Source organism: Exiguobacterium sp. U13-1, from assembly GCF_001750115.1.
Taxonomy (GTDB): Bacteria; Bacillota; Bacilli; order Exiguobacteriales; family Exiguobacteriaceae; genus Exiguobacterium_A; species Exiguobacterium_A acetylicum.
Map to the genome: position 1 here is coordinate 1764195 of NZ_CP015731.1, position 18577 is coordinate 1782771.

The 18577-nt window shown below is 48.5% G+C and carries 19 protein-coding genes; 9 read left to right on the forward strand and 10 right to left on the reverse strand.

Annotated features, from left to right (window positions below; all coding sequences use genetic code 11):
- Positions 1-60: 60 nt before the first annotated feature.
- Entirely contained in the window at positions 61-522 is a 462-nt protein-coding gene (locus tag ESP131_RS08995; RefSeq protein WP_069940446.1) for a hypothetical protein, read from the reverse strand.
- Between the two features lie 3 nt (positions 523-525).
- A complete protein-coding gene (locus ESP131_RS09000; protein ID WP_069940447.1) occupies positions 526-1437 on the reverse strand; it encodes an EamA family transporter in 912 nt (303 codons plus the stop codon).
- 156 nt (positions 1438-1593) lie between these two features.
- Here ESP131_RS09000 and ESP131_RS09005 point away from each other — a divergent pair, with 156 nt between their 5' ends.
- The 7 genes from ESP131_RS09005 to ESP131_RS09035 all read left to right on the forward strand — a co-directional run bounded on the left by ESP131_RS09005 (position 1594) and on the right by ESP131_RS09035 (position 9232).
- The gene (locus ESP131_RS09005) at positions 1594-2547 is read left to right on the forward strand and encodes an SMI1/KNR4 family protein (protein WP_231925605.1); all 954 of its coding nucleotides are present in this window, start codon (positions 1594-1596) and stop codon (positions 2545-2547) included.
- A gap of 428 nt (positions 2548-2975) precedes the next feature.
- A complete protein-coding gene (gene lysS, locus ESP131_RS09010; RefSeq protein ID WP_069940448.1) occupies positions 2976-4529 on the forward strand; it encodes a lysine--tRNA ligase in 1554 nt (517 codons plus the stop codon).
- Between the two features lie 120 nt (positions 4530-4649).
- Positions 4650-5534: an N-acetylmuramic acid 6-phosphate etherase gene (gene murQ / locus ESP131_RS09015; protein WP_058705319.1), complete on the forward strand. Its 885-nt coding sequence runs from the start codon at positions 4650-4652 to the stop codon at positions 5532-5534.
- Between the two features lie 12 nt (positions 5535-5546).
- Entirely contained in the window at positions 5547-6920 is a 1374-nt protein-coding gene (locus ESP131_RS09020) for a PTS transporter subunit EIIC (RefSeq protein ID WP_069940449.1), read from the forward strand.
- An 82-nt stretch (positions 6921-7002) separates the two neighbouring features.
- Positions 7003-8049, forward strand: coding sequence for a DUF871 domain-containing protein (locus ESP131_RS09025; RefSeq protein ID WP_069940450.1), 1047 nt, complete (start codon positions 7003-7005; stop codon positions 8047-8049).
- Positions 8046-8573 carry a general stress protein gene (locus ESP131_RS09030; protein WP_069941027.1) on the forward strand — a complete coding sequence of 176 codons (528 nt, stop codon included), beginning with the start codon at positions 8046-8048 and terminating at the stop codon, positions 8571-8573. Before ESP131_RS09025 ends, ESP131_RS09030 begins: the two co-directional genes overlap by 4 nt.
- 101 nt (positions 8574-8674) lie before the next feature.
- Complete coding sequence (locus tag ESP131_RS09035) at positions 8675-9232, forward strand: DUF1349 domain-containing protein (protein ID WP_069940451.1); 558 nt, start codon at positions 8675-8677, stop codon at positions 9230-9232.
- A gap of 283 nt (positions 9233-9515) precedes the next feature.
- Here ESP131_RS09035 and ESP131_RS09040 read toward each other — a convergent pair whose 3' ends face one another.
- Positions 9516-10622 carry a citrate synthase/methylcitrate synthase gene (locus tag ESP131_RS09040; RefSeq protein WP_069940452.1) on the reverse strand — a complete coding sequence of 369 codons (1107 nt, stop codon included), beginning with the start codon at positions 10620-10622 and terminating at the stop codon, positions 9516-9518.
- A gap of 165 nt (positions 10623-10787) precedes the next feature.
- Here ESP131_RS09040 and ESP131_RS09045 point away from each other — a divergent pair, with 165 nt between their 5' ends.
- Positions 10788-11054 (forward strand): hypothetical protein, encoded by a 267-nt coding sequence (locus tag ESP131_RS09045; protein WP_069940453.1) that lies wholly within the window; start codon positions 10788-10790, stop codon positions 11052-11054.
- A 53-nt stretch (positions 11055-11107) separates the two neighbouring features.
- Here the strand turns inward: ESP131_RS09045 and ESP131_RS09050 are convergent, their stop codons facing one another.
- The 6 genes from ESP131_RS09050 to ESP131_RS09075 form a co-directional block, all read right to left on the reverse strand.
- Positions 11108-11887, reverse strand: coding sequence for an HAD-IIB family hydrolase (locus ESP131_RS09050; protein WP_069940454.1), 780 nt, complete (start codon positions 11885-11887; stop codon positions 11108-11110).
- A gap of 124 nt (positions 11888-12011) precedes the next feature.
- Positions 12012-12707, reverse strand: coding sequence for a dihydropteridine reductase (locus ESP131_RS09055; protein WP_069940455.1), 696 nt, complete (start codon positions 12705-12707; stop codon positions 12012-12014).
- A 28-nt stretch (positions 12708-12735) separates the two neighbouring features.
- Entirely contained in the window at positions 12736-13488 is a 753-nt protein-coding gene (locus tag ESP131_RS09060) for an iron ABC transporter ATP-binding protein (RefSeq protein ID WP_069940456.1), read from the reverse strand.
- The gene (locus tag ESP131_RS09065) at positions 13485-14549 is read right to left on the reverse strand and encodes an iron chelate uptake ABC transporter family permease subunit (RefSeq protein ID WP_069940457.1); all 1065 of its coding nucleotides are present in this window, start codon (positions 14547-14549) and stop codon (positions 13485-13487) included. The genes ESP131_RS09060 and ESP131_RS09065 overlap by 4 nt, the downstream gene beginning before the upstream one ends.
- Complete coding sequence (locus tag ESP131_RS09070) at positions 14546-15541, reverse strand: ABC transporter permease (protein WP_069941028.1); 996 nt, start codon at positions 15539-15541, stop codon at positions 14546-14548. The genes ESP131_RS09065 and ESP131_RS09070 overlap by 4 nt, the downstream gene beginning before the upstream one ends.
- A gap of 20 nt (positions 15542-15561) precedes the next feature.
- The gene (locus ESP131_RS09075; RefSeq protein WP_069940458.1) at positions 15562-16554 is read right to left on the reverse strand and encodes a siderophore ABC transporter substrate-binding protein; all 993 of its coding nucleotides are present in this window, start codon (positions 16552-16554) and stop codon (positions 15562-15564) included.
- A gap of 387 nt (positions 16555-16941) precedes the next feature.
- On the opposite strand from ESP131_RS09075, the gene ESP131_RS09080 reads away from it, so the two are divergent.
- Positions 16942-17898: a sensor domain-containing diguanylate cyclase gene (locus ESP131_RS09080; RefSeq protein ID WP_069940459.1), complete on the forward strand. Its 957-nt coding sequence runs from the start codon at positions 16942-16944 to the stop codon at positions 17896-17898.
- A gap of 55 nt (positions 17899-17953) precedes the next feature.
- Here ESP131_RS09080 and ESP131_RS09085 read toward each other — a convergent pair whose 3' ends face one another.
- A complete protein-coding gene (locus tag ESP131_RS09085) occupies positions 17954-18511 on the reverse strand; it encodes a hypothetical protein (protein ID WP_069940460.1) in 558 nt (185 codons plus the stop codon).
- Positions 18512-18577 lie beyond the last annotated feature (66 nt).

Here is an 18577-nt window from a genome sequence, read left to right on the forward strand (position 1 = left end):
GCGAGTCGTTGGGCGGGACGAACGAATACCCTACCTTTGGCGAGGTAGGGCTTTTTTATGTCATTCAACGATGAGCGAATCAAATGAATAGGTGACGATTGCATCGCTTCGCTTATGTCCGAGATCAGTCAGGACCGGTGGACGGGGGGATAAGACATGAAAATCCTGTTCGAACGCCCGGAGCCAGTAATGGATCCAGTCTTTTGTAGGATCGAGATTCATCATTTTACGTGCGAATGTCAGTAGCTTTGAATCGGTAAGCGTCAGAAGTGGAATCGGATTGATCTCAACATTTTCTTTTAGTTCATAGAGGTCCGGTGAACGAAGCAGAATCGCATCCGCCTCGAAGGTCAATCGGAAGTAATTGCAGCTGTAGTCACCGACGATGATCATCGTCTCCTCCGTATGCCCACGAAAATGAAAGATCAATCGGTTACCATTTGCGACATCAACCGAGAGCTGATCGAGTCCGATATGATAATCCTCGCGAAATTGCAGTTTTTCAAGCGTGATTTCTTGCATGATTTAGCCTCCAGTCCGAGTTTGTCGTTCTTCTGTCAAAACAGTTTGGCGCGTTGCTAGGCGAGACGAACCAATCAATAAGGCGATTCCGAGTAACAATAACGAGATCCCGAACCAGGCCGTACCACTTAATTCTTCACCGAGGACGAACACACCAAGCAAGGCGGCAGTCAGCGGCTCACCGAGCGAGAGCGTGACGGCAGTCGACGATGGTACGTTCGACAGTCCTTTCGCGAATAACCAGTAAGCGATTCCAGTCGCAACGACGCCAAGATGGAGGCTGATTCCGGCACCACGTGACGTGAACAACCAGGAGAGGTCGAATAAGAAGAGCAGAGGTGACAACAGTAAGGCGCTCGTCGTGAAAATGACGGCAACGACTGACAGCGGTGCGTGTGTCTTGACGAGGTTTCGACTGACGAACGTATACCCGGCAAACGATAGTCCGGCACCGAGTGCAAGGACGATTCCGATTGGATCAATCGCAACCGTTCCTTGATTGTTCAATAGCAACAGACAGCCGGTGATCGATAGTCCGGTCGATGCCCACCACAGCAGCGCTGGACGTTTCTTTAGGAACAGCCACTCGATACACCCGGAAAAGATTGGTGCGCTACCGATTGCGACGACGGTACCGACGGCGACACCGGTCATCAATACAGCGGAGAAGAACAGCGGTTGGTAAGCCGCCATGCTGACGGCAGCGAGTAAAATCGTCCGCACCGGCCAGTCGCGTAACGTCAGCGTTCCTTTGAAGAGAACGAGACAGAGTAAGAACAATCCACCGACAGCCAGACGAACGGCACCAATTGCAATCGGGTGTGCATCTTCTGGCGCAAAGGCTTGTGAGGTCCCCGTCGTGCCCCAAAAGATCGCAGCAAGTAATATGAGCAACATCGATGATGATTTAGACATGGGTCACCTCTTCGAATGCAATTTTTTAAAATGATATTAGAACGAGAATACCACAGAACGAATAGGATGGAATACACCAAATAATTGAAAAAATGGTATGGTGTATAGGGTGAAGTCGTATCATTCACGAATACGAAAATGAAAAGGATGGACCCCATGAAAGAAATGAACCAAATCGAAGCGGTACTTGACGTCTTATCACAAAAAATCAATCACGGGTCGACCTTCATTCAGCGGCGATACGATACAGGAGTCGCTCAATTCAATTTGAATGACCCGGTGACGGAACAGGCGATTCAGTCATTTGAAAAACAGTTCAAGCTAACGTTACCAAGTGAATATAAGACATTCCTTCGTTTACATGACGGAGCGGAATTGTTTATGATTCAAGGTCTCGGCATCGAACTCTATCCACTTGAGAAAGTCATTGAAATGACAATCCAAGCTAAAGAGTACGATCTGATCCATGAAGACTACGATCATTTCTTGATGATTGGCGAAATGAACGAAGGATACGTCTTGATCCATACGGAAGATGCGAAGACAGATGAGACACCCTATATGCACTGGATGTTTCATGAGTTGTCGACAGAGGAGACTGATCCGATTGGACAGAACTTCGGCACGTTCCTTGAATATGCGATCATTTCGCAAGGGGATATGTTCTGGGAGTTCAAGGACTTCTCGATTGCAACAAATACTTATTATGTAGAGAATCACAATTCTGAAGAGGAAGTGAGCAAACCACGACCGATTCGCTTCGTCGACTCGGTTCGCGTTGAAATCGAGTATCCGATTGCGAAGAGGGATGCGTATTTCTCGGTTAAGATTTTCGAAGGGAAACAAGAACAAGAACGCCTTGGTTCAAGCTACGACTCGGATTCGCGCTTTGAAAAAGTGATGCAATCGGTTCGAGAATATCTAATGGCAGAGCGATTCCAGTATTCGTCAATCATGGTCTTTCAAACGGAACATTGGTTTTGGCAGAACGAGGACGAGACAGGTGATCCGTTGATTCGTAACTATAATCCGCAACGTCAAGGACTGCGCTTCGATGGATATCGTGCCTTTGTTGAGGAACCACCACGCCCACTTCCAGGGTGGGAATGATACAATCAATGTTCGGATTCGATGATTTTCACCATCGAAACTCAAAATAAAGTTTTATCTTGTATCCACTCATCTTTCAAAAAAGAATTGACAATGAACTGGATGAATCTGTATGCTAATCAAAATTACATAGTCAAGGCGATGACGAGAAGAGTAGGAAGAAATTGACGGTGCCAAGCGAGTCCGAGATGGTGAGAGCGGATGACCGGGTTTCTCTCTGAAAAAAGCCTCCGAGCTTCGTACGGATTCCGATATGGATGATGCTACGATGGGTTCTCCCATTATCGAGAGCATGTATGATTGTACATGTGAAGGTTCGTCTGGTGACAGGCGGACGAACAAAGGTGGTACCACGGGAAGCTGATTCTCGTCCTTTAGGCAACTAACGGGCGAAAATCAGCTTTTTGTCTACTACTGGAGGAATCATCATGCATTGGGCAGAACACACTGCAAGAACCATCATCGAGCGTCAGCCAGATAAAGAGACATACGTCTGCGCTGCCGGGATCAGTCCATCGGGTCCCGTTCATATCGGCAATTTCCGAGAAGTCGTCACGACGTACTTCGTTGCGCGTGCGCTGCGAGACCTCGGTAAAGACGTCCGCTTTTTGTTTTCGTGGGACGATTACGATCGTTTTCGGAAAGTACCAGCGGATGTCGATCAAGCATTTACTCGATACATCGGGATGCCTTATAACGCCGTTCCGGCACCGGATCGATCCGACATGAGTTACGCGACGTACTTTGAACAGCAATTCGAAACGATGCTGACAGCATTCGAGATCACACCAGACTACCGTTATCAACACGAAGCCTATACGTCTGGCATTTATGCTGAACAAATCATCCACGCGTTTCGCCATCGTCACGCGATTTATGACATCTTGATCGACCATAAGACAGCGGCAGGATCCGATAATGAGCGAGCAGCGTTTTACCCGGCGACCGTCTATTGTGCTGCTTGTGGAACCGACGCGACTACCATCGATTCGTTCGATGAAGCTGAAGCCACGTACCATTACAGCTGTCGATGTGGTCATATGGCAACGGTTGATATGCGGACGGAACATCGGATGAAATTGAACTGGAAAGTCGATTGGGCGATGCGCTGGGCACATGAAGGCGTCGATTTCGAGCCGGGTGGAAAGGATCATTCGGCAGCAAACGGAAGTTACACGGTTTCGTCCCGGATTGCGCAAGAAATTTTCCAACAGCCGGCACCGCTCTATCTCCCGTATGAATTCATTCGTCTAAAAGGGGAGTCGAAAAAAATGTCGAGTTCAAGCGGTGGTGTCTTGACTCCGCAAGATCTACTCGCCGTCTATCCACCGAGCATTCTTCTGTTCTTATTTGCGAAACATCGTCCGAATCACGCCTTTCATATCGGGATCGATGAAGATGTGTTACGCAATTACAGTGAGTTCGAGCGTTTTGTCGCACACTCATCGCGTCAATCCGAAGACATTCAGCAAAGTCTGCGTTGGAGTCATCGTGGAACTGCTCATCTTGTTTCGTTTACGCAGTTGACGATGATTGGTCCGATGGTTGGTTTTGACCCTGATTTGATTGAAAATGTGTTTTGCGCGAGCGTTCCACCTCAACAGATTGACCGTGCTCGTACTTTCGTTACGCAATGGTGTCCGGAGCGGGAACTTCATATCAGTTCTGTTCCGAATTATGAACTACATGCGCAACTGTCGGGAACGGAACAGGACTGGATCCAACAATTCGTCGTTGCTCTTCGAACGGATGAAGACATCCTCTCTGCCTTCTACCGTTTGACACGGCAAGCTGAAAAAAAGGAGACGCTTCGTCTGCAGAAACACTATGCGACGCTACTCTATCAACTGACGATCAATCAATCCTACGGACCACGCATCCCGTTACTCGTCGCGACGATTGGTCGGGAGCGAATGTCTGCGTTACTGGACTTTGCGAATGAGGAAATTACGACAAGCAGGAAATCAAGAGACCGAGCCTGAAAAAGGAGAACAAAACCTTATTTTTATATATCGAAATTTAATTTCAAAATTAAATAAAAAATATTGAATTAAAATTTCTTAATTGTATAATAAAGGGAGGGAAGAGAAAGGGTGAAGCAGATGTTAGATCAATTAGCAACGGAACGTCGAAATGAACAGACGATGCAACTCGATGAGATGACAGTCGAGGATGTCTTACGGGTGATGAACGCTGAGGATCAAACGGTCGCGACGGTCATTCGGGAACAAATTCCTGTCATCGCGGAAGTCGTCAAACACGTCATTGCATCATTCAATAACGGAGGACGCTTGATTTACATCGGTGCCGGTACGAGCGGGCGGCTCGGGATTCTTGACGCGGCAGAATGTGTACCGACGTTCGGGGTCTCACCAGACATGGTCGTCGGTTTGATTGCTGGCGGCGAACGCGCGTTAATCAAGGCGGTCGAGGGAGCAGAAGATAGTCGGACGCTTGCCGTCGACGATTTGAAAGCGCTCCAGCTAGAAGCACGTGATACGGTCATCGGGATTGCAGCAAGCGGGCGGACACCGTATGTCATCGGTGGGCTTGATTACGCGAAGGAAGTCGGAGCGGTGACGGCAGCGATTTCTTGCAACACGGATGCGGTCATCAGTGGGCACGCGCGTTATGCGATCGAAGTCGAAACAGGTCCGGAAGTCTTGACGGGGTCAACAAGACTAAAGGCTGGAACGGCACAAAAGCTCGTCTTGAACATGATTTCGACAGCGGCGATGATCGGTGTCGGCAAGGTCTATCAAAACCTGATGGTCGACGTCCAGTCAACGAACGAAAAACTGGAGGTCCGGGCGAAGCGAATGATTTGTGAGGCAACAGGAGTCGATGCCGTAACGGCGGAGCGTGTCTTTAGTGAAGCGAACGGGCACGTCAAGACGGCGATCGTCATGATTCTCGCGAATGTTCCGCATGCGGAAGCCGTCGAACGATTACATCAAGCGAACGGATTTGTCCGAGACGCACTCTAAGGGGGAAACACGATGAAGAAGGAAGAAGTGCTGGCACACGCGATTCTCGAGCACGTCGGTGGAAAAGATAATCTCCGGCAGCTTGCGCACTGTATGACGCGGGTTCGTTTATCGTTAAAGGATCCGACGCAAGCCAATATCGATGCGTTAAAGCGGATTGATGGGGTCATGGGGGTCATCGATGACGAGACGTTACAAATCGTCGTCGGTCCGGGAACGGTCAATCGGGTAGCGGACCACTTAAGTCGCGAGACGGGACTCGCAATCGGGGAAGAATCCGTTGATCCGAACTTGACGCCAGAAGAACGAGCCGCCGTCGAACGGCAAAAAGTAAAAGCAAAACAACAGTCACCGTTCAAACGCTTCTTGCGCCGAATCGGGAACATCTTCATTCCGCTCATTCCGGGTCTTGTTGCTTCCGGTATCATCAACGGTGGTGCGAACTTCGCAAAAAATGCGGGTGTCGATGCAACACAGACATGGATGCAGATTTTACTCTTGATCGGTGGGACGGTCTTTGCATATCTCGCAATCCTTGTCGGTTGGAATACGGCGAAGGAGTTTGGCGGAACACCGGTGCTCGGGGCGATTGCCGGTGGGATTCTATTCAACCCCGTGCTTGCGGACATCACGATTTACGGGGAACCGCTCGTTCCAGGCAGGGGCGGCTTGTTTGGTGTCATCTTCGCTGCGTGGTTGATGACGTATCTTGAGAAACACATCCGTCGCTTCATGCTCGCATCGATTGATATCATCTTCACGCCATTGTTGACGGTGCTGATCGTCGGATTCGCCTCGCTCTATGCGATCATGCCGGTTGCTGGACTGTTGTCAGACGGTATCATGAAAGCAATCAATGCCGTACTTGAGGTCGGTGGACCACTCGCCGGAGCCGTGCTGGCAGGCTTCTTCCTACCACTCGTCATGGTTGGTCTTCATCATGGATTAACACCGATCCATCTCGAGTTCTTGAACACGATTGGCAACACGCCACTCTTACCGATTCTTGCAATGGCAGGAGCGGGTCAAGTCGGGGCGGCAATGGCGATTTTCGTCAAGACGCGCAATCCGCGCCTGCGTAACATCATTAAAGGTGCGATTCCGGTCGGTTTCCTTGGAATCGGTGAACCATTGTTATACGGTGTTACGTTGCCGCTCGGTCGTCCGTTCGTAACGGCATGTCTCGGCGCAGCAGTCGGTGGTGCCTTCCAAGCAACGATGAAGACGACGGCGCTTGGAGTCGGCGTATCCGGTTTATCATTGACACCGTTGATCGACAACGGAATGTACTTGACGTACATCGGTGGTCTCGTCATCTCGTACGCGGCAGGATTCCTGTTCACGTATTGGTTCGGTTTCAAAGAAGAGATGGCAGACGGTATTTAAGGTATTGAAAAGCAGTTGAATCCTTCGAAAAAGAAGGAATCAGCTGCTTTTTCCCTAAGTAGAGAAGTGAAGGAGTGAGTCGATGAAAGGATTATCAATCTATTTAAGTGAACCGATCACAGACGAGACGAGCGAGTGGCTACAGCGGATGCGTGTTGTTGGCTTTACGTCGCTCTTTACATCGCTACATATTCCCGAGGACGATTCTTCACTGTACGTCGAACGCTTGCAAGCGCTCGGTCGTTTAGCACGTGAGCTCGGATTCGAACTCGTAGCGGACATCGCACCAGCGTCGCTCGCGACGCTCGGCAAGACATGGGAGACGGCAGCGACGTTAACGGACTGGGGTGTCACCGGACTACGTCTTGATTACGGCATCAGTCCGCAGCAAATCGCGACGTTATCGAACCAAATGATGGTCGCACTGAACGCCAGTACGTTAACAGCAGACGAATTGACGGAGATGAAGGCACAGGGTCTGCGAATCGATCAAACGGAAGCGTGGCATAATTTTTATCCGCGACCGGAAACGGGACTCGACCGGACATGGTTTGACGAAAAGAATGCCTGGTTGCAGACGAAAGGATTACGGGTTCAAGCGTTCATACCGGGTGACGAGACACTCCGTGGACCGTTGTTTGAGACGCTACCAACACTTGAAGAACACCGAAATGCGGCACCGTTCGCCAGTTACATCGACTTACAATCGACCGTTGATCGAATTCTTGTTGGGGATCCACGATTGACGGAGGCGACGATTCGGCAATTCGAAGCAGAGCAAGACGGAATCATCGTACTGCGGGCACTCGCGAACGGACAGCAAGCACAACGGGAGACGGAAACGAATCGGTTTGATCCGGCGCGGGATGTCATTCGATCCGTCGAGTCGCGGATGAAGCCGTCGACGATCGATCTAACACCGCAAGATCCGTCTGCCCGTCCGCTTGGAACGATCACGATCGATAATGAAAAATACGGACGATACGCGGGCGAGGTTCAAATCACGAAACGTAATTTGTCGGCAGATGAGCGAGTCAACGTCATCGGACGCGTGATTGAGGCTGATCAACCATTGATCGCACGGCTTGGTCCAGGAAGTAAGTTCCGGATCGAATGGGTGACGCCATGAAGCAGCTCGTTGCGGAACGACTCACCTATCTGTACCGAGGGGAGCTGTTCACGGTCGTCACGATTTTACCGCTGAGTTGGTTTGGTAATCGTGTCTTTCCACGACTGCAGTTATTTGAACTCAGTGCCTTTTGGATGTCACTGTTTTTGTTTGAGCTGTTGTTGATTCAAGGAGCTTGGTATTGGTACAGCAAGTCAAGGCGTCTGAAGAAGGAAGGAACGTCAGTCACCCCGGTACCCGTCGTCCGACGATTACGTCACTGTCGTGTCATCAATCTGGCTTTGATCGTTCTGACAGCGTGTGCGTTCGGAATCGATTGGATGCGTTTCCGATCTGAGCTTCCCGTCTCCGGAACACAACTTGCCTTGTTATTATATGTATTCGCAATTCTTGAATATATCAATTATTTCCATATCCAACTTATGTACGATAACCGGTCAGATGTGCAATACTTAATACGGAACAGACGTTTGAAACGATCAGCATTGAATAAGGATATGCAACGACTTCGCCAAGTAGTCTAAGGGTTCATAGAAAATAGGAGGGATTGTATGCTCGATATGCTCATTCGTGGCTATCGAAAGTTACGGAAGTTAAGAGGACGTTAAGAGGGAGGATATTATCAATGAAGTGGCTCAATCGACCGTCACGTAACGAACAGGAAACACCATTACGCTTCATGACGGATCCGGATACGGATTTTTGGCGCAATACCCATTATCAGTTCAACCGTCTGACGGGGCATGCACTGTTGCAGGATGCACCGGAAGGAGAGTTCAAGTGCCGAATCGAAGTAAAATTAAACCCGAATGCGACATATGATCAGGCGGGGATTTTGCTTTATGTGAACGACGATCACTGGGTGAAGGTCTCGGCTGAGTTCATTCCGGATGGTCCATCGCATCTGGGTGCCGTCGTGACGAGCTTCGGGTACTCGGACTGGTCGTGTCGGGACGTTGACAATACGCTGTTTGACGCACCGCTTGTCTTTGAACTCCACTATCTCAATCAAGACGTCACGTTATATCACGTGACAGGAGAGCACAAAGAGCAACTCCGGATCGCACACTTACATGACGTGACCGATTTGAAGATTGGACCGTATGCGTGTAGCCCGGATGTAGAAGCGGCAGGGTGTGAAGTGGAAGTACTAGATTTCGTATTAGATACAATCGTTAAATAAAACGCCATAGCAAATGGGGCTGACTCAAAAGTCAGTCTCTACAAAGATAAGGATGGCAGAATGATGATCTGCCATCCTTATCTCGTAACAAAAAGAATGACGCGTTTCGCGCCACTCCTACAGGAATAAGCGCATTTATGCGCTGTCAGAGACGAACAAGACCCGTTTTCCTGCTTCAACGGAGCAGGAAAACTGGCTTGTGTCTCGCCTAAGGAAAGGGCGTGAAAAGACGCGTCATTCTTTTTTGAGTCAGCCTCATTTTTTGATCGTAACTAGAGACTAATCAAAACTTAGCTGCTTGTTCCGGCATCTGCCCTGTATAGGACGATTGTGGTCTGAAGATCCGGTTGTCTTGCGATTGTTCGAGGATGTGTGCCGTCCAGCCGATGATACGGCTAGAGGTGAACGTCGGTGTGAACAGTTCTTTCGGAATGTCGAGTCCTTTTAAGACGGCTGCCGCGAAGAATTCAACGTTCGTATACAGTTTTCTACCCGGTTTGTATTCCTCGAGTAAATCGATTGCTGTTTGCTCCATTTGTGTAATCAGGTTGAACCAATCGCTCTCTTGTGCGAGATCTTTTGAGACGACTTTTAAGGCTTCTGAACGCGGATCGCGTGTTTTGTAGACGCGGTGACCAAAGCCCATCAGTTTTTCGCCTTTCTCTAACTTGTTCCGGATCCACGGTTCGATGTTGTCGATCGTTCCGATTTCATCAATCATCTCAATGACTTCTGACGGAGCACCACCATGAAGCGGTCCTTTCATGGAACCGATCGCGGCACAGACGCCAGAAATCATTTCCGATTCCGTCGAGACGACGACACGGGAAGCAAACGTCGAAGCATTCATGCCGTGTTCAATCGTTAGGATCAGATACGCCGTCAGCGCTTTAATCTCAACTTCACTCGGCAATTGTCCTTTAATCATATAGATGTAATTCGCGACGTGATCAAGTTCCGGATTCGGTTCGATGAAGTCAGCACCTTGATTTTTTTGATATTTATAGGCAATGATCGTTGGCAAGAGTGCTGTTATGTGCATCGCTTGATCAATTGTCGGTGGCCAAGCGAAAGCGGGTGTACCAAGTGCCGAGATTGCTGTTCGCATCGTACTCATGACATCCATCTCGTTCGGCAATGTATCGAGAATCGTCTTAACGTAAGAAGGAAGTTCACGGTAGCTCGTCATCTGTTCTTTGAACGTGACCAATTCCGATTCAGTTGCAAATTCATCATTCCAGATGAAATACGCCACTTCTTCGAATGAATAGGATAATGCGAGTTCCTTTGCCCAGTGTCCGCGATAGATAAGGTGACCTAACGTTCCATCGACTAAACCGATTTGTGTTTCAGCGGCAATGACGCCTTCGAGTCCTTTTTTGTATTCCATCTTCAACACTCCTTTTCTAATACCTATAATCAGTATGACGTACGTTATCACTAAATCACCAGTAATTTGAATGCGTTTCCAAAATTATTCTGTGAAGCGCTATAATTAGAGGGCATTCTGTTTCATGAAACAAACCAAATATATAGTAACCATGAAGGAGTACATATGAATAAAGCAATGATCATTCGCTTATTGGGATTTTTCTTTGTATTACATGTCTTTTTAATGATCGATATTTTCTTTTCCGTGAGCCGAACGATTCTTGAGCCGCTTGCATTAGTCGTTGCTTCATTGACCATGCTCATTCCTGTGAAACGGCTCAAGCCACTAGAAGAACAAACGCTGTCGGTTTTCAAATCGAGTATCGCTGTCCTAGTAGGAATGCTCTTGATGAGCGGATTATTCTTACCCATCGTATTCATCTTTGGATGAGTAACTATTGATAGAGATTTAACTATTGATCCGAAAATTTCATCAGGCGTTATTTAGGAATACGACGTGGAATAGACGTATTTTTGGCTTAGATGCCTGATTTGTTCGACTATGTGAGATTCTAAATGACTGGTTGAGTTAATGGTGTCATCTGCGTAAAAACGGAGTGTTTTATGGCTACCGATCATGACCGCATACTGTGCTCCTTTGAATAATTCGATATCATTCGCGTCATTCCCAAAAGCAATGTATCCCTCGCTCTCGATCCCGAGTGATTGTAAAGCAGTCCGTTTATTGATGGTGGTCGGACTAATGTCCAATACTTGTTCCAATCCATGATAATGAACAACGACATCCATTCGAAGTAGCTCGTTTTCTAAGGATTTCAGATTGTTGGCACTCAAAATGAGGATTTTTATGATTCGATCATGGTGAGCTAGCGGAACATTTTGTGCCGTCTTACCCGGATCTAGATTGTTCAGAATAGGATGGTCTTGCGGTCCGTTATATGTATAATTCCAGTCACTATCGATTAAATATGTGGCTTTATGCTTGTCGAGTAATTCTGTGATAAAAGAAAGCTCACGATCGTCGAACGATTTTGATTGAACGATTGTTTGTTCCGATGCGACCAACGATCCGTTTCCGCCGATTAAGATATGATCGTGGAATGAAGGATGAATGACAGGTAGCATGTCACGGATAGGACGTGCCGAAGCAAAAATCACACGGTGCCCGTCGTCCTCGACTGCATGAAGCGCCTGTACGATGTCTTGAGACATCGTTTCTCCTTTAAAACAGATTGTTCCATCGAGATCAAATACAAAATTCATAAGCAACCCTCCAAAAGTCAGTTGATGCACTTATCATAACAAATATTTACAGATAACATACCAATTCCTTATTTTGAAAAAACAAAAAGACTCCAGTCAATGCTGAAGTCTAATCATTGGTACCTTATACAAAAAACGTATCTAATTGGTCTTGACGTTTATCGAGCATGATCTGTGCTGCCGGAATGTTAGCAACTCGCAACACGTCAATCGTGTCACGGAGAAATTCATCACTACCAACGATATAGAACAAACCGTCCTTGTCCGCTGTCATCGCTTTGACAGCATCGTAGTAGGCAGCGCGACTCTCGACATAAGCCGGGCTGAACTGCTCATGCGAAGGAAGCTGAGTTTTGAATAGTTCAGTTTGCGCAGAATCGACGTTCAACGAGTGCATGTGCGGAATGCCACTTCTATCAGCCTGATGTTGCAAGATGATCGGACGAAACGTTGCCAGACCAACGCCTGCTGACAGTAAGTAAACCGAACGATGTTCCCGGCGTAGTGGAATGTTCGAATGCGTCTTAAACAAAGCAATCTTCTCACCTAGTTTCAGCTGCCGAAGTGTCTGCTTAAAGACGGAACATTCCGGTTTGATCCGTGTCGTGATGCCGATCGTTCCTTCATGAGGGAGCGTCGAGATCGACATATGCCGAATCAGACTGCGGTTCGGTTTTTCGCCTGCATTAAACCCTTCTAGCGCCATATGCGTATGGGCGCCTTCCTCCCAAACGAAATTATCTGGGCGTTGCAAATGAAACGTATAGGTGTGTTCGCCTTCTTGCGTTACCTGTTCTAGGGGTAGCCAATCGATCTGCATCGTTCATTCCTCATTTCTATATAAAGTATCAATAGACAGCAATCGGACCGTATGGACCTTCGATGATCTCAAGAGGGGTCTCGAAGATTTCGGATAACAGCGCTTCATCCATGACTTCGGCGACCGTTCCGAAAGCGGCAATTTGTCCGTCCTTCATCGCACAGATGTGATCTGCATATTTCGCAGCAAAATTGATGTCGTGCAAGACGGTGATGATCGTCCGTCCGAACGTATCGGCAACATGTCGTAGATAACCCATCATTTGGACCGAGCGGGCGATATCAAGGTTATTGAGGGGTTCGTCGAGTAGAATGTATTCCGTTTCCTGACAGAGTACCATCGCGACATATGCCCGTTGCCGCTGTCCGCCCGATAATTCATCGAGGTAGCGGTTCTCAAGCGACGTCAACTCGAGAAAATCGATGTATTTCGAGATGATCGTCTCATCGTCAGCCGTCAAGCGACCTTTTGAGTAGGGGAAACGTCCGAAGCCGACGAGCTGCCGGACCGTAAGCCGGGTTACGAAATGATTTTCCTGTCGCAGGATGGTGATGATCTTCGCTAAGTCTTTCGATTTGCTACTCGTCACATCCATACCAGCGACTTCGATCTGTCCGGCATCGAGATCAAGCAAACGACCGATCATCATCAACGTTGTCGACTTACCGGCACCGTTTGGACCGATCAACGCCGTGAATCCGCCTTTAGGAATCGTTAAGTCGATTGGACCGATTCGGACCTCATCCGTATACGATTTTTTAACTTGTTCAAGTGATATCATAGGGACCTCTTTCTAAGCAACACGACAAGGAAAATCAGACCGCCGAACAGTTCAATGATGACGGAGACGACGCTTGGCGTGTTGAAAATGTGATACATGAAGAAATAGGCAGTCGTCAAAACGAAGAAACCAATCGCGAATGCCATCGGGAAGACGTATTTATGATCGTACGTCGCAGCGACCTGATAACTGAGTGTCGCCACTAAAAAGCCGAAGAACGTCAACGGTCCAATCAATGCCGTCGACATCGACATCAGGAGTGAAATCAGAATCAAGAAGTAGATGACACTGCCACGATGATTGACGCCGAACGATGTCGCGACCTCTTTACCGAGCGCGACGACGTTGAGTCGTCTTGACGAGAAGAAGAGCAACAGACCGACGATGAGGACGACCGGAATGACAATCGGGAAGTAAGCCGCGTCGGCATTCGTGACCGAACCGAATAATCGTGCTTGTAAGATATCGAATTCGGACGGTGCAAGCATTTTTCGCATGAATGACGACAGCGAGTTCAGACCCGTGCCGAGAATGATTCCGACGAGTAACATCAGCTGCAGGTTCGCGTATTTTCCGGACAACAACCATCCGTATAATAAGAGACTCATCGCGAGCATGATCGCGACCTGTGTCAAAAAGGCGCTCGTGCCGGTAAAGCCGACGAGTGCTCCCGCACCGAAGAAGAAGATCATCGATGTCTGGATCGTCGAGTAGAGAGCATCAAAACCAAGCAGGGATGGTGTGATGATCCGGTTGCTCGTGACCGAATGAAAGGCGACGGTCGCGAGACTTTGGCAAATTGCCGCAATCGCCATCGTGATGACGGCGGTGATCCGGCGTTCGACGACCGGCCAAAAGGACGGAGAATCAAACGGAACCGGATTATTGTAGAGCAAGAGACCGATCGTACTGAGCACTCCGCCGCTGAGGAACAGAATGAGGAAAATCCAGTAGCGGCGCTCGAGTCGTTTCGACTGAAACGCAGACGCCCGGCGATTGGTTTCACGTGTAACGCTCGGTTGAATTCGTGTATGTTCCTGTTGTCTAATCGCGGTACTCATCTGACACCTCCAGTCTTCCGTCGACGTAACAGAATGATGATGAAGACGGCTGCCCCGACCGTTCCGAGAATCAAGGAGACCGGTAGCTCAAACGGACGGATGATCGTGCGTGAAATCAAATCACTGATTAAAATCGTCGCCATCCCAATCAGACAGACCCACGGCAGATTACTACGGAGATCGTCACCGCGAAACATCGAGACGATGTTCGGAACGATCAAGCCGAGGAAGGGCAGATTGCCGATGACGGTCGCGACGACACCGACTGATAGGGCAATCAGCCCGGTCGCGATCAGCATCAACCGATTGTAGTTGACGCCAAGACTCGTCGCGACGTCTTCGCCGAGTCCGACGAGCGTCAAGCGACTCGCAAGAAAGAAGATACAGACCGTGACACCGATGATGATCCAGAGGTATTCGTAGCGACCGATCTGGACGGATGCGAACGAACCGACGAACCAGCCTTCGATCGCTTGGCTGGCACGGAAGAACAACCCGAGGAACGTCGAAATCGCGGAGATGACGGCTCCGAGCATCAGTCCGATGATTGGAACGATCAACGATGACCGCAACCGGACCGAACGGAGAAACCAGAAGAAGACCATCGTTCCGATGAACGCAAAAAGAATAGCACCGCTCATCCGCATCATCAACGATGGTGCCGGAACGAGTAAGTAAACGGCTAACAGTCCGAGTCCCGCCCACTCGATCGTTCCTGTCGTCGTCGGTTCGACGAGGCGGTTTTGCGTGATCAGTTGCATGACGAGTCCAGCCATCGCCATTGCAGCACCGGTCAGCATCAAGGCAAGTGTCCGTGGAACACGTGTGATCCAGAACATATCAAAATCGTTCGCGGCACTCCGTAGTTCGTAGACACCCGTGAAGAGAGACGCGGTTGCGAGCGCTAAGACGAGACATAAGGTCAAGACGAACGGCTTCGTCCAAACGACAGAAAAGGAAGGTCGAGCCGGTGGCTCAACTCTTCCATTCATTTGTTGCTGTGCGTGTGCCATTACTTCTCGAGCGCTTTCGCGATGTCAGTGAAGAATTCCGAGTACGTCTGAATCGATTCATTCAAGTACGTATCTTTCGGTGCGTAGACGATTTTGTCGTCTTTGATTGCTTTTGTTTTCTGCAGGGCAGGCGCACGGTCGATGACATCTTGCGCCGGTACGGCACCTTCTGCGTTTCCAAGTGGTGCGTCACGGTCAAGGACGAGTAACCAGTCCGGGTTACTTTGAGCGATTGCTTCGACCGAAACTTCATCCCCTTGGTCGTTACCTGATTTTTGTTTGACTTCGAGGGCTGGTTTCCAGTCGAACAAATCATACATTGGTCCGAAGACACGTCCACTCATCGGAGCCGAGAAACCGATATCGTCACCTGAGACGATGACCGACATGATGCTGTCCTGTCCGTTATATGATTTTTTGACATCTTTGATCGATTGCTCAAGCGTTGTGACGAGCTGGTCCGCTTCTTGTTTTTTATCAAAGATCTGTCCGAGTGTCTCTGTCGTATCTTCAAGTCCTTTGACGAGTAATTCACCTGGCGTACCGGAGTCTTCCGGTAAAGTGATGTCAAGGTCGATGACAGCGGCGTTCGGAACGAGTTTTTTGATGTCTTCATAATGATCAGCGAAGCGTTGACCGACGATGACGACGTCCGGATTAACACCAGCGATCGCTTCGAGATTCGGTTCGAAGTGCATGCCGACATCTACGATATCTTTATCTTTTGCATATGGTGACTCAGCCGGGAGCAGTCCGACTGGTGCTGCTGCAAGTTCGACGTCCCATGCGGCAAGCGTCTCGAATGTCCGGTTGTCGAGTGCGACGACCCTCTTCGGATCAACCGGGACGTTGACCGTTCCGTGTTCATCCTTGATTTTGACCGTCTTCGGTGCTTCCGCGTCCTTCTTTGTGTCTGCTTCTCCTGCGTTCCCGCATGCCGCCAGTAAGACAGCAAGCGAACTCACGACGAGTGGTGTTTTCCATTTCCCCATGATGATTCAGCTCCTCTTGTTTAATTTGATAACGCATGAATCACGGATTAAGTAGCAGATGGATTATGTAGTTCTATCTGAGTCATCTGTTCTTAATAAGTGATAATGATTATCATTGTCATGTTCACCGAGAATGATAGCAGACGATTTTAGAAGGCGCAACGCTCATTTCCAGCCAAATGGCTGTCCGAATTTTTACCTTCTATAAACTATACGAAAATAAAAAAATGATAATCTTTCTCAATTAGGACTAGAAATAGGAACATCGAATGTTTTTTACAAAAATAGGTTTGAATGATAGTCAAAAGAGAAAGTGGTAATAAATGTAACCTTTTCGTTTTTCAAATCAGAGACGCTGCATAAGATGACTTCGAAATGAGGTGCTGTATGAATCAACCATTTGAAGACTTGAAGATGTATCAAAATTTTGATGAATTGGCAGATGATGTCCTCGATTTTGCGAAAGAGATTCTACCCGAGCAGATGCTGTATTTATCAGCAATCGAAGCAGGACAACAACGGATGTTGAAGATTGCGAACGACAAAGCAGATATCCCGATGGTGGAAGGCATGCAGATTGAATTGAACCAATCGTTATGTAAGCTGATTGATTTCGAGACGAAACAGCCGGTCGTGCTCGAAGATATTCCGAACGCGGAACAACTCGGCGACTGGCGAAAGGGTCTGGAGGAGGCTCACGTCCGCTCCTATCTGGGTATTCCAATCGTCTTGACGAGCGGGGAGACGTTCGGCACATTATGTGCGATCAATAATCGGGTCAGCTTGTATGAACAGAAGAATGTTCAGCTGTTGCAACGGATCGTCCGACTCTTTTTGTACTATTTGGAGCTTGAGCGTCATGCTTGGAAGGATGCGTTGACAGGACTGCATAATCGACGGTACTTAACGAAGCAGTTCGAGGAGTATCCCGGGCAGACAGGGGCCGTCTTCTTCCTTGATCTCGATGGCTTTAAGCAGGTCAATGACGTCTATGGACACGAGACGGGGGACATCGTCCTGCAAGAGGTCGCACAACGCTTGCGAAAGTTCGTCCGCGAACAAGATGATGCGATGGCCGTACGACTAGGCGGTGATGAATTCATCCTCCATTTCGGTCATTCGGATTCAAGGGAAGGGTGGGAACGACTCGCAGAGCGGATCGTCACTGCGTTAAGTGAGTGGGAAACGGATTACCGCGTGTCGACGAGTATCGGGATCGTGATGTATGACACCGCGTTTCGTCCAGAGTTGCAAGCCTTGTTACAGCAGGCGGATATTGCGCTATATGCCGCTAAGTCGTCTGGGAAGAATACGTATCAGTTCTATGAGATGGCGAAGAAATGAACGAATATCAAAAGACCTGACGCTTCTGAATCTCTTCAGAAACGATCAGGTCTTTTTAGTTGCCATGAAGACGATAGACGATCCGAATGATGTCCTTTTTCGGAAGGTCAGGGTATTTGAGACATAACGTCTCGACGCATGTCACGGGATCGACATCTTCTAATAAGCGGATGGCTTCCTTTACGACTGGATCATGTGGTTCGGTGACTTCGGAAACTTTAACAGTGGAGTCGCTCGATTGATGAATCAGGTAAAACAATACCGTATGTACAGATACGAGCACGACTTTTGTCGCGAGAGAAATCGTGATCGACGCAACGTAGAGGTCCATCCAAAGTAAGACGCTCAAACTGACGAAACCGTTCACGACAGCAAACAGTATGTTCGAGAAACGACGCTTAAACAGTCCGCCAAGCGCACGCATCATCCCGTCAAAGACGACGCTGACGACCAGGCTAGCGAGATAGAAACATACGAGAAACACCAGACAACCAACGAACGAATCGTAGGACACATCTCCGACGTAGAAAATCAGTCCATCGATCATCAGTAAAGGGAGCACTAAGAGCAGACTGAGCAACACAAGCGAGACCGAGGAAACCAGTCGTGACATCCTATCATCCTTTCCGTGCAAATGATTTCGTTAGACAAGAAACGCAGCATACAAACTAGGATACCG